At 71.8% G+C, this 11,268-nt stretch carries 9 protein-coding genes; 5 read left to right on the top strand and 4 right to left on the bottom strand.

Annotated features, from left to right (window positions below):
- Nucleotides 1–1,281: alanine--tRNA ligase-related protein (locus tag EF879_RS23870; RefSeq protein ID WP_233604702.1), on the top strand; the 1,281-nt coding region annotated here is incomplete at its 5' end.
- Between the two features lie 1,041 nt (nucleotides 1,282–2,322).
- Here EF879_RS23870 and EF879_RS23860 read toward each other — a convergent pair.
- The 3 genes from EF879_RS23860 to EF879_RS23850 form a co-directional block, all read right to left on the bottom strand.
- Nucleotides 2,323–4,221, bottom strand: a complete 1,899-nt coding sequence (locus EF879_RS23860) for a hypothetical protein (RefSeq protein ID WP_148086543.1) — start codon at nucleotides 4,219–4,221, stop codon at nucleotides 2,323–2,325.
- Nucleotides 4,222–4,973: 752 nt separating this feature from the next.
- Nucleotides 4,974–6,887, bottom strand: coding sequence for a molecular chaperone HtpG (htpG, locus tag EF879_RS23855; protein ID WP_123562319.1), 1,914 nt, complete (start codon nucleotides 6,885–6,887; stop codon nucleotides 4,974–4,976).
- 119 nt (nucleotides 6,888–7,006) lie between these two features.
- Entirely contained in the window at nucleotides 7,007–7,453 is a 447-nt protein-coding gene (locus EF879_RS23850; RefSeq protein ID WP_123562317.1) for an SRPBCC family protein, read from the bottom strand.
- Nucleotides 7,454–7,502: 49 nt separating this feature from the next.
- Here EF879_RS23850 and EF879_RS23845 point away from each other — a divergent pair, with 49 nt between their 5' ends.
- From EF879_RS23845 to fmdA, 4 genes are all read left to right on the top strand, one after another.
- Nucleotides 7,503–8,111, top strand: a complete 609-nt coding sequence (locus EF879_RS23845; protein ID WP_123562315.1) for a TetR/AcrR family transcriptional regulator — start codon at nucleotides 7,503–7,505, stop codon at nucleotides 8,109–8,111.
- Nucleotides 8,112–8,249: 138 nt separating this feature from the next.
- Complete coding sequence (locus EF879_RS23840) at nucleotides 8,250–8,534, top strand: DUF427 domain-containing protein (protein WP_123562313.1); 285 nt, start codon at nucleotides 8,250–8,252, stop codon at nucleotides 8,532–8,534.
- A gap of 141 nt (nucleotides 8,535–8,675) precedes the next feature.
- On the top strand, nucleotides 8,676–8,960 hold the full coding sequence (locus tag EF879_RS23835; protein WP_123562311.1) for a zinc ribbon domain-containing protein: 285 nt from the start codon (nucleotides 8,676–8,678) through the stop codon (nucleotides 8,958–8,960).
- Nucleotides 8,961–8,975: 15 nt separating this feature from the next.
- Nucleotides 8,976–10,229, top strand: a complete 1,254-nt coding sequence (gene fmdA, locus EF879_RS23830) for a formamidase (RefSeq protein ID WP_123562309.1) — start codon at nucleotides 8,976–8,978, stop codon at nucleotides 10,227–10,229.
- A 49-nt stretch (nucleotides 10,230–10,278) separates the two neighbouring features.
- On the opposite strand, the gene EF879_RS23825 is transcribed toward fmdA, so the two are convergent.
- The gene (locus EF879_RS23825; protein ID WP_123562307.1) at nucleotides 10,279–11,253 is read right to left on the bottom strand and encodes a helix-turn-helix transcriptional regulator; all 975 of its coding nucleotides are present in this window, start codon (nucleotides 11,251–11,253) and stop codon (nucleotides 10,279–10,281) included.
- Nucleotides 11,254–11,268 lie beyond the last annotated feature (15 nt).

The raw sequence follows: 11,268 nt of genomic DNA, 5'->3' as shown, positions 1-11,268 counted from the left end.
CGGATACTCGACAGCGCCGGGCCGACGGACTGGCGCGCCTACACCGACCTGACGACCGAATCCACCGTGGTGGCGCTCCTCGCCGACGGCGAGCCGGTGGCGGCGGCGTCCGAGGGCCAGATCGTGGCGGTGGTGCTCGACGTCACCCCGTTCTACGCCGAGTCCGGCGGGCAGGCCGCCGACGCCGGCCGCCTCACCGGTCCGGACGGGACGGCGGAGGTGATCGACGTGCAACGCCCGATCAAGGGCCTCGTCGTGCACCAGGTACGCGTCACCGGTGGTCAGCTCACCGTCGGGGCCCGCCTCACCGCCCAGGTCGACGCGCGGTGGCGGCTCGGCGCCCGGCAGGCCCACTCCGGCACCCACGTCCTGCACGCCGCCCTGCGGCAGGTCCTCGGCCCGACCGCGTTGCAGTCCGGCTCCTACAACCGGCCCGGCTACCTGCGGTTGGACTTCGCCTGGACCGGCAGCCTCTCCCCGGCGACACGCAGCGAGATCGAGGACGTCGCGAACCAGGCGCTCCGTGACGACCTGCCGGTCACCGCGCGGATCATGCCGCTGGCCCGGGCCCGGGAGATCGGCGCTCTGGCCCTTTTCGGGGAGACCTACGACGAGCAGGTCCGGGTGGTGGAGATCGGCGGGGCCTGGTCCCGGGAGCTGTGCGGCGGCACCCACGTGTCCCGCTCCAGCCAGATCGGTGTGCTCGCGCTGACCGGCGAGTCGTCCGTGGGCGCCGGTCACCGCCGCGTCGAGGCTGTCGTCGGCCTCGACGGGATGCGTTACCTCGCCCGGGAACGGGACCTCGTCACCCAGCTCGCCGCGCAGCTGCAGTCCTCGCGTGAGGACCTGCCCGCGCGCATCACCGCGCTGCTCGACCGCGCCAGGGCTGCGGAACGCCGCGCCGACCAGCTCGCCCGCGAGCTCGCCGCGCAGCGCGCCCGACGCCTCGCCGCCGACGCGGTGCGGGTCAACGGCACCCGCCACGTGGGCGTGGTGGCGGCCGGCGACGACAACCCCCGGCAGCTCGCCGAGCTGATCCGCGCCGCGCTGCCCGAGAACGAACCCGGCGTAGTGGCGGTCGCCGCGCCCGCCGATCGCGTCACCCGCCTGGTCGTCGCCACCACGGCGGCGACGCCGGCCACGCTCGGCGCCGTACACCTGGTGAAGACCGCCCTCGACGGACGCGGGGGCGGCACGGCGCGCCTGGCGCAGGGCGGTGCCCCGGGCCGTACCCCCGAGGAGGTTCTCGCGATCGTCGGCGGGGCCGTTCGCGCGGGCTGATCAGCCGGTCGTCCGCCATCGAGCCTGCCGCCGCCCGGGGGTACGCGGGTGGCTCGGTGCGGGGAACAGCACCGGCGCGGCCCAGACCAGCCCGGTCCGGCCCAGTCCGCCGCCGTCCTCGTGTAGCCGTCTCGCGACGTGACCGCACCTCGTGTGCGTCGTGGTCGTGTCGGCGTTCCGTGCGGGCACCGCCACGTCGTCAGGGACAGGCCGCCCCCAAGCAGGTTGTGGCGACGGTACCCGAGTCACCCGCCGTTCCTGTCCGAGCGGCCCGCACGGCGTCGCCACCACCGGAGATCCTGCCGAACCTGCGGCCGCTCACCAGGGCCTTCCGGACTGTGGACCGGCCGATCGTGTACGTCGTGCGCCTGTACGAGCCGGGTGGTGGCAACGCCGACCGGGTTCGGCGGACGTTGCTCGCCGGCGGGGCACGGATCGTGGCACCGGTACGCCGGGCAGGCAACTGGAGCGGGGTCTGGCACCGGAGACCTCCCGCTGCTGAACCACGTCCGGCTCCTCGCCGGTCAGGCGTGGGGCCCGGACCAGCGGAAGATGCATCTTCAAGCCACGGTGGGCCGCCCTCTACCGGACACCGCTGGCGGCGCTGCCGGACGACCGGGGAGTCGACACCCTCGCGCTGGTTGCAACCTGCCGCGCTGCCCGCGGGAAACGGAAGACGGCGGATGGTCGGGCGGCGAGGAAAGTAGGCACAGAGCCGTTGGTCAACGCGTTCCCGTGACAGACACGTCTTCGAGAAAGCTTCACGTGATGGCACCTGTCATGCCGCGCGAGGTGCCGAGACAGCTCGTGCGCTTCCTCGGCCGCACCTGATCGTGGTGATCGGCACCCGACCTCACCGAACCGGCTCGCCGAGACCACCCGTCGGTCAGGGTGAGACCGTCGACGCGCACAGTCCGGGTCCGTAGGCCGAGCGTGGACGGATCTGTCCCGGCGCTCACGGCCGGACGCGACCGGGCGCACCCGACCCACCGGCCCGGTCACGGGGACGGGGCGGCGAGGCGGGTGCGTCCGGCAGGGTGGTCAGTTGGCCGACCCGGGGTTCCGGCCGCTCTGCTGTCCGTGCTGCCGCTGGCAGTCCGCGGAGAGGGTCGTGCCCGATCCGGTCGGCCCGCAGTTGGTGGGCCGGTTCTTGGCGATGACGGTCTCGGGGTCCAGTTCCAGGCGGACATCCTTGGCGAAGAGGCCGCCGGGTTCCCTCGTGGAGCTGTTCTCGACGATCCGGCCTCGGACGAGGTTCAGCTGACCGGCTTCGGCGAGCACGCCGCCGCCCTTCGACTCGGGCCCGACCGCCCGGTTCCGGCTGACCTGGGTCCAGCGCACCGACGTGTTCGAGCGGACCGTGTAGAGGCCGCCGCCGTCGCCCCGGGTGGTGTTGCCCGTGACGGTGCTCCCGTTGAGCGCGAGCACTCCCTGGACGGTGGAGATCCCGCCGCCGTTCTCGGTCGCGGTGTTCTGCCGGACCTCGAGGTTGCGCAGGTCGAGGGTCGCGTCGTTGTTGGCGAGGCCGCCACCGACCCTGGCGGTGTTGCCGAGGGCCTTCGTGTCCCAGACCTTCGTTCGGGCCGAGAAGCTGGCCAGGCCGCCGCCGGCCCCGGCGTGGTTGTCGACGAACGTCGTCCCGCTGACGTCCGCGGCACCGCGGAAGTTGGCGAGGCCGCCGCCGATGCCGCCGGCGCTGTTCCGGACGAACGTGGTCCTCGCCACGGTGAGGACGCCGCCGTTGAGCAGACCCCCGCCCTGCCCCTCGGCGCCGGCCGCGGTGTTGTCCCGGAACGTGCTGTCGACGATGGTCATGTGGCCGTCGTTGAACACCGCGCCCCCGCCACCGTCCTTCTCCTTCAGGGCGGTGTTCCGGGTGAAGGTGGTCCGGTTCAGCACCGCGCTGCCGGCGTGCTCGACCCAGAGCGCGCCGCCCTGCTCCGCCCGTCCGTTGTCCAGCGTGACGTCGATCAGTTCCAGCTCACCGCCGTTCCGCACGGTGAAGAACCGGAAGTCACCGGCGTTCGGGGCGCGGGTGATCGTCGCGCCCCGTCCCTCGATGGTGATCGGGTGGAAGACCACCGGCAGCAGGTTCCTGTCGTCCGGCCGATTGACCTCCTGGCCTTCCCCCTGGCCGGTGGGCTCGCCGTCCGGGCCGCTGTCCGGGCCGCTGCCGGGACCGGTGCTCTCGTCCGGCTGCCCGGCGCCCCGTGCGTTCTCCTGGCCCTGCGCCGCACCCGGTGTCCTCCCCTGGCCCGACTGTCCCGTACCCGGGCGGGAGCTCGGTCCCGGCGTCGGCGCGGGGTGCTGGCCCGACTCACCGGCGGCCGGTCCGCCCTTGCCGCCGTCCTTGCCCGGCTCCCCCGTGCCGCCGTCCTTGGCGGCCCCGGGCACCGGTTGGGCCGGGCCCTTGCCGTCGCTCGATGCGTCCCTGCCGGCCTCCCTGCCAGACTCGCTCCTGTCCGACTCGCCCTTGCCGCCCTTCGTGCCGGTGCCCTCCTTGCCGCTGCCCGGCGCGGGCCGCGCCGCGTCCTGGCCGCCGCGCGGCCCCTTCGCTCCGCCGGTCTCGCCCGGCGACCGGCCGCCCGGCACGTGCCCGGCATCGGTTTCCCCGCCATGGTGCTCTCCGGGCGGGCCGAGCCGGTAGACGCACCTCGGTGCGAGCCGAAGGACCCCGCCACCCTCGGCGTCGGCCTTGACCAACGCGGCGATCAGCCTGGCCGGGTCGCAGGGCACCGAGGTCACCTCCCGGTGACCGCCGTACCCGTCGCCATCCGCTCCGTCCTCCGCCGCGGCGGAGACACCGGACAGGCCGGCTGCCCCGGCCACCAGGGCTCCCGCCACGAGACCGCCGGTCAGGAACCAGCGGGACGGACGCCTCCGTGAGCGCACCTTCCGCCAGTCCGGACTCCCGTGGCTGATCCCTCGAAACGTGGACATCAAGCCTCCCTGCATTTCTCGAGGACACGGCCGCACCAACCCGGGCGCGGAGGGCTACAGGTCGTCGCAGCACCGAAAATCACGGTACGGCGCTTAACGCAGCAAGGCTGGCTTATCCGAATTAAGCACGCGATTTGGCTGAGGCGACTGTGTCGGGAAAGACACGCGACAGCAGCACCGGATGGGCGGGAATCATATTGGTCGACAGGGACCAGACACCGTAGACAGGACGGGAATGCCCAGTCGTGTCAGGCCTTCGCCGAAGCGACCGGAGGGGGAGAAGGCTCCACAGAGCGCGGGGAACAGCCCCGGAAGGCCGGTTGGCCCGAGACCGCCAATTCGGTCGAGATAACGCATACCACCGAGGACACCATCGCAGAAAACGGTACGCCGGCGGCATTCCTCCTGCACGGCCCAGACCGGCCACTCCGGTCCGCCGTACTCCGCTTCGCACCATTCCGAACGCCCCGCCCAATGGTGCTCGGGACGCCGTGACCCCACGAATGCGGTACGGCTCTCCCCGACCGTGTCGGAACGCCGCGACCGGGCGGGTACCGGGCGAACGTGCCCCCGCGGCGTGGCTTCCCCGCGTCCGGCGGGTGGCGTTCGCGCCCCCCGCCGGCCGGGTGCGGCCGGCAGGGGGCGGTCGACGTGGTGCGCGGCCGCCTCCGATACCCCGCCGGACGAGGGCCCCGGGCGCGGCCGGGTCCTCGGCGGGCAGCCGGGGCGAAGGCGGCGTGCCGCGCCGCCCGTCAGAGGGTACGGGCCAGGCGGTCGGCGAGGATCCGGGTGAACCGGGCCGGATCGGCGAGTTCGCCGCCCTCGGCGAGCAGCGCCATGCCGTAGAGCAGCTCGGCGGTCTCGGCCAGAACCTCGTCGTCCTTCCGGTCGGCGTGGGCCGCCCGCAGGCCGCTGACCAGCGGATGGGTGGGGTTGAGTTCCAGGATGCGCTTGACCTGCGGGACCTCCTGGCCCATCGCTCGGTACATCTTCTCCAGGGTGGGGGTGATGTCGTGGGCGTCGCCGACGATGCAGGCCGGCGAGGTGGTGAGCCGCGACGAGAGCCGGACGTCCTTGACCTGGTCGGAGAGCTTCGTCTTGAGCCAGGAGAGCAGCTCGGCGAAGTCCTTCTCCCGCTGTTCCCGTTCCGCGCCGGAGCTCTTCTTCTCCTCCTCGGTGTCAAGGTCGACCTGGCCCTTGGCGATCGACTGGAATCGCTTGCCGTCGAAGTCCGGCACGGCGTCGACCCACATCTCGTCGACCGGGTCGGTGAGCAGCAGGACCTCGTAGCCCTTGGCCCGGAACGCCTCCATGTGCGGCGAGTTCTCGATCGTCGACCGCGTCTCGCCGGTCATGTAGTAGATCTCGGTCTGACCCTCCTTCATCCGCTGCACGTACTCGGCGAGCGTGGTGAGCTTCTCCGGGTCGTGGGTCGAGGCGAACGACGAGATCTCCAGGATGGTCTTCTGGTTGTCGAAGTCGTTGAGCAGGCCCTCCTTGACCGCCCGGCCGAACTCCCGCCAGAACGTCTGGTACCGCTCGGCGTCGTTGGTCTGCAGGTCCTTGATGGTGGAGAGGACCTTTTTCACCAGGCGGCGACGCATCAGCTGAATGTGCCGATCCTGCTGGAGGATCTCCCGGGAGATGTTCAGCGAGAGGTCCTGGGCATCGACGACACCCTTGACGAAGCGCAGGTACTCGGGCATGAGTTCCTGGCAGTCGTCCATGATGAAGACCCGCTTGACGTAGAGCTGCACCCCGCGCTTGGCGTTGCGCATGAAGAGGTCGTACGGCGCCCGGGACGGGATGAAGAGCAGGCTCTCGTACTCGAACGTCCCCTCGGCCCGCATGTGGATGACCTCCAGCGGGTCGGTCCAGTCGTGGCTGAGGTGCCGGTAGAACTCCTTGTACTCGTCCTCCTTGACCTCCTCCTTCGGCCGCGCCCAGAGCGCCTTCATCGAGTTGAGCGTCTGGATCTCGGTGGTGGTCTTGCCCTCGGCGTCGGTCTTTTCGACCTCCATCCGGATCGGCCAGGAGATGAAGTCGGAGTACCGCTTGACGATCTCGCGGATCTTCCACTCGGCCGTGTAGTCGAAGAGCTGGTCCTCCTCGTCCTTCGGCCGCAGGTGCAGGGTGACCGAGGTGCCCTGGGGCGCCTCGTCGATCGTCTCGACGACGTACGTCGCCCCGCCATCGGACTCCCATCGGGTGGCGGTGCTCTCCCCCGCCCGCCGGGTCACCAGGGTCACCTTGTCGGCCACCATGAAACTGGAGTAGAAACCGACGCCGAACTGGCCGATCAGTTCCTGCGACCCCGCCGCGTCCTTCGATTCCCGGAGTTTCTCGAGGAGTTCCGCGGTGCCGGATTTCGCGATGGTGCCGATAAGGACGATGACCTCGTCCCGGGACATGCCGATTCCGTTGTCCCGGACGGTGAGGGTACGCCGCTCCTTGTCGACCTCGATCTGAATGTGCAGATCGGAGGTGTCGACGTCGAGGTCCTTGTTGGCGTACGCCTCCAGCCGCAGCTTGTCCAGGGCGTCGGAGGCGTTGGAGATGAGCTCCCGCAGGAAGATGTCCTTGTTCGAATAGATGGAGTGCACCATCAACTGCAGGAGTTGCCGCGCCTCGGCCTGGAACTCGAAGGTCTCAACCCCGGTGCTCATGTGGATCTTCTCCCGAAGACAATTCTTCCCCGATGGCTCGTCGCCGATGGCGGGGCGGCCGTCGTGCCGGCGGCCGACGTTGCCCGGGCGTCATACTAATTGGGCTGACCAGCGGTCGGTCACGTGCCGGACCGGGACGCCGCGGCGCGGGCTGCCAGCCCCTGCGCGCACTGGCGGAGAAAGCGGTCGAGGACCCGTCGATAGAACCATCCGGTGCCGGGCACCCGCGCGACGAAGGAGGAGTGCCAGCGGATCAGCGTCCCCTCCCCGTCCGGGGTGAGGTCGATGTCCGCCCGATAGTCGCGCAGCGGCAGCCCGGAGACGAGTTCGTAGCTGAACCGGCGCCCCGGCACCCGCTCGACCACCCGCTCCCGACTGGTCACCCGCCCGGTTCGGAAGACCCGGATCGCGCCGATCCCCTCGGGCTCGTCCTCCCCGGGCCGCTCCAGTTCGAACGATCCGAGCGGTGACCAGCTCGGCCACCCCGCGCCGTCCACCAGCAACGCGTAGACGCTGGCCGGATCGGCTGTGGTCCGCACCTGGACATCGATGTACTGCCGCGCCATGCCATACCCTTCCGTCAATGTACCAACTGGTACATGTACCGTATGGTACATGGGATCGGAATCGCGGAGCCTGCTGCTCTCCCGTGCCGTCGCGCACATCGCGGCGCACGGCGTCAGTGGGCTGAGTCTGCGCGGCCTGGCGACGGCCATCGGCACCAGCCATCGGATGCTGATCTATCACTTCGGATCGATGGACGGGCTGCTCGTCGAGGTCGTCCGGCACGTCGAGGAACGCCAGCGCGCGGCGCTGGCCACCCTGACCCGCGACTCGGTCAGCTCCCCCGCCGAGGCGATCCGAAAGATGTGGGAACGGCTCGCCGATCCCGCCCTGTGGCCGGTGGAACGGCTCTTCTTCGAGCTGTACGGCCAGGCGTTGCAGGGCCGTCCGGGCACCGTCCGGGTGCTGGAGGGGGTCGTGGACAGCTGGGTCGACCTCACGGTCGAACTGGCCGCCGACTGGGGCGTACCGGCGGAGGTGGCGCGGACCCACGCCCGGCTCGGCGTCGCGGTGGTCCGTGGCCTGCTGCTCGACCTGCTCGCCACCGGGGACCGGGCCGGGGCCGACGCCGCCGTCGCGGCCTTCGCCGCAGCCTACGAGCAGGGCCTGCCCGGGGCTCCGCGGGCGACGCCCGCAGACCCCGGAGCGCTCCCCGGCTGACCCCGGTCCCGCGGTCCGGCCCGCGGACGGGACCGCGCCCCGGCACCGGCACCGGCACCGGCACCGGCACCGGCACCGGCACCGGCACCGGCACCGGCACCGGCACCGGCACCGGCACCGGCACCATAGGCTGGCAGCATGCCGAGAGCCATCTGGAACGGCCTGGTCATCGCCGACAGCCCGGACACGGTCGTGGTGGAGGGCAACCACTACTTCCCACGTGCCGCCCTGCGCGAGGACGTGCTCCGGGACTCCGACACGCACACCGTCTGCCCGTGGAAGGGCACGGCCTCCTACTACAGCCTCGAGCACGACGGCCGGCACAGCGCCGACGCCGTCTGGTACTACCCGGACCCGCTCCCCGCCGCCGAGCAGATCCGGGGCAGGGTCGCCTTCTGGAAGGACGTCCGGGTCGAGGAGTGAGGACCCGGCCGCACCGGACGGCGGCTCCGGGCGGGACGGACGCCGTCGTCTCAGCGGTCACACGGGGCGCCGACGGCACCATCGGTCCCGAGTTACGGCGTTGACCTGCGCGGCCAATCATCTCCGCCCGATCCTTGAGCCGTGCCGACGTACGACTACCGGTGCCCGCGGGACGGCACCTTCGCGCTGCGCTTTCCGATCGGCGAGGCCGCGCCCGGCGTCCGCTGTGTGACCTGCGGAGCCGAGGCGGTGCGGGTCTTCGCCCCGCCGATGCTGAACGCGCTGCCGCGTCCGCTGGTCGCGGCGCTCGACCGGACCGGGCGCAGCGCGGAGGCACCGGAGGTGGTGTCCCGGATCCCGGACGGTGGGCGGGGGCGACGCCGGACACCGCACCCCGGGCACGCCCGACTGCCCCGGCCTGACTGACAGCAGGAGGCTGCCATGCCCGAGGTCCTGTTCCCGCTCGACTCGACGAAGCGGTTCACCGAGCAGGAGATCATCGGCCACAACCGGTGGCACCCGGAGATTCCGCCGGTGGCCGAGGTCCGCCCCGGCCAGTCGTTCCGGGTGCACTGCCGGGAGTGGTTCGACGGTCACATCCACAACGACGACTCCGCGGACGACGTCCGGCACGCGCCGCTGGAGATCGTGCACGCGCTCAGCGGCCCGTTCGCGGTCCGCGGTGCGGAGCCCGGCGACCTGCTCGTCGTCGACATCCTGGACGTCGGCCCGATTCCGCAGGAGGACTCCGGACCGCTCGCCGGCCAGGGCTGGGGGTACACCGGCATCTTCTCCCGGACCAACGGCGGGGGCTTCCTCACCGACTTCTTCCCCGACGCGTACAAGGCGATCTGGGACTTCACCGGCCAGCGGGCGACGTCCCGGCACATTCCCGGGGTCAGCTTCACCGGGATGATCCACCCCGGACTGATGGGCACCGCCCCGTCGGCGAAGCTGCTGGCCCGGTGGAACGAGCGCGAGGCGGCGTTACGGGCCACCGACCCGGACCGGGTGCCGCCGCTGTCACTGCCGCCCCTGGCGGACGGCGCGATCCTCGGGTCGCTGCGCGGCGCGGACTTCGACCGGGTCGCGGCGGAGGCGGCCCGGACCGCCCCACCCCGCGAGAACGGCGGCAACCAGGACATCAAGAACCTGACCAAGGGGACCCGGGTCTTCTATCCCGTCTACGTGCCGGGTGCCAACCTCTCCGTCGGCGACCTGCACTTCTCGCAGGGCGACGGCGAGATCACCTTTTGCGGGGCGATCGAGATGGGCGGCTACATCGACCTGCGGGTGGACCTGATCAAGGACGGGATGGAGGCGTACGGGGTGTCGGAGAACGCGATCTTCCTTCCCGGCAACGTCGCCCCGCAGTACAGCGAGTGGCTCGCCTTCTCCGGCATCTCGGTCACCACCGACGGCGAGCAGCGCTACCTGGACTCGCAGCTCGCCTTCCAGCGGGCCTGCCTCCACGCGATCGACTACCTGACCCGCTTCGGATACAGCCCGGAGCAGGCGTACCTGATTCTCGGGGCGGCGCCGATCGAGGGGCGGTTCTCGGGGGTGGTGGACATCCCGAACTCCTGCGCCACCGTCTACCTCCCGACCGCGATCTTCGACTTCGACGTCCGTCCCTCGGCCGGTGGGCCGGCCCGGATCGACCCCGGCCGGGGCGTCCCGAAGACGGCCCGCTGACGCGGTGCCCGCCGCCGGTGGGACCCCGGGGGACTCCGCCACGACCGCATCAGCCGACGTCCTGAGCACGGGCCAGCAGATACAGGCCGAGCGGGGTGAGCCGGTGCACGACGGCGCGGCCCGCCCGGACGGTGTCGACCAGCCCGGCGGCACGCAACGCGGCGGTGTGCTCCGAGGCAGATGACACGCTGATCCCCACGTCGTCACCCAGGCTGGTCGTGGTGTGCCGGCCCGGCTCGCCGATCCGGCGCAACACCGCCGCCCGGGTACCGCCGAGGAGCCGGGTGAGCGGATCCACCCCGGAGGGTCGCGGGTGCACCGACGCCGGCAGCGCCGCCGGGTACACCAGCAGCACCGGCCGTCCCGGCTCGACCAATACCCGGGGTCGAGGGCCGGCCAGCGGGTCGGGCATCAGCAGCAGGCCGTGGCCGGTGCCGGGCAGGTCCGCGCTCCACCAGCTCCGGATCTCGAGTACGGGTCGACGCCACCGAATCGACGGGTGCAACCCGGCGAGCAGACCGTCCACCCCGGACAGCGCGTACGTCTGGGCGGCCCGGGCGACCCGGTGCCGGTGAGCCGCGGTCAGGTTCGTCCAGTCCGGGGCGAGCGCCGCGTCGAAGAACCGCCGCAGCGCCGCCGTCAGCACGTCGAGTACGTCCCGGTCGCCCGCGGCGAGCCGCCGTCGCCACGGGCTCGTCGGCATCCGCGCGTACACCTGGGCGAGTTCGGCGCGAATCCGCCGCCGGGGTGTCGCCCGGATCGCCTCGATTCCGACCTCCACCGAGTCGAGCCCGTCGTACGGGGTGAGGAAGTCGGGTAGGCGACCGCGGGCCGGCAGGAGATGCCACAGCGGCCGGAGCGCCGACGCCACCGACGCGCCACGGTCGGCGAGGGCGGGCAGCAGCGCGGCGACCGACGGGTCACGCAGCGCCTGGCAGGCCAGGACCGCGGCACCGACCGGGTGGGGACGCTCGACGAACCGCACCCGGGCCAGGTCCGCCGGAGCGAGCCGAACCGAGATCATGATTCTCAGACTGCC

The organism is Micromonospora sp. HM5-17, from assembly GCF_003762835.1.
Taxonomy (GTDB): Bacteria; Actinomycetota; Actinomycetes; order Mycobacteriales; family Micromonosporaceae; genus Plantactinospora.
This window is presented reverse-complemented; position numbering and strand designations above follow the sequence as displayed.

Bases quoted from the DNA above. Each gene is read 5' to 3' on its own strand.
- EF879_RS23850 (WP_123562317.1), bottom strand. From the start codon at position 7,453: ATGGCGCGGCAGTACATCGATGTCCAGGTGCGGACCACAGCCGATCCG.
- EF879_RS23860 (WP_148086543.1), bottom strand. From the start codon at position 4,221: ATGTCCACGTTTCGAGGGATCAGCCACGGGAGTCCGGACTGGCGGAAG.
- EF879_RS23825 (WP_123562307.1), bottom strand. From the start codon at position 11,253: ATGATCTCGGTTCGGCTCGCTCCGGCGGACCTGGCCCGGGTGCGGTTC.
- fmdA (WP_123562309.1), top strand. From the start codon at position 8,976: ATGCCCGAGGTCCTGTTCCCGCTCGACTCGACGAAGCGGTTCACCGAG.
- EF879_RS23845 (WP_123562315.1), top strand. From the start codon at position 7,503: ATGGGATCGGAATCGCGGAGCCTGCTGCTCTCCCGTGCCGTCGCGCAC.
- EF879_RS23840 (WP_123562313.1), top strand. From the start codon at position 8,250: ATGCCGAGAGCCATCTGGAACGGCCTGGTCATCGCCGACAGCCCGGAC.
- htpG (WP_123562319.1), bottom strand. From the start codon at position 6,887: ATGAGCACCGGGGTTGAGACCTTCGAGTTCCAGGCCGAGGCGCGGCAA.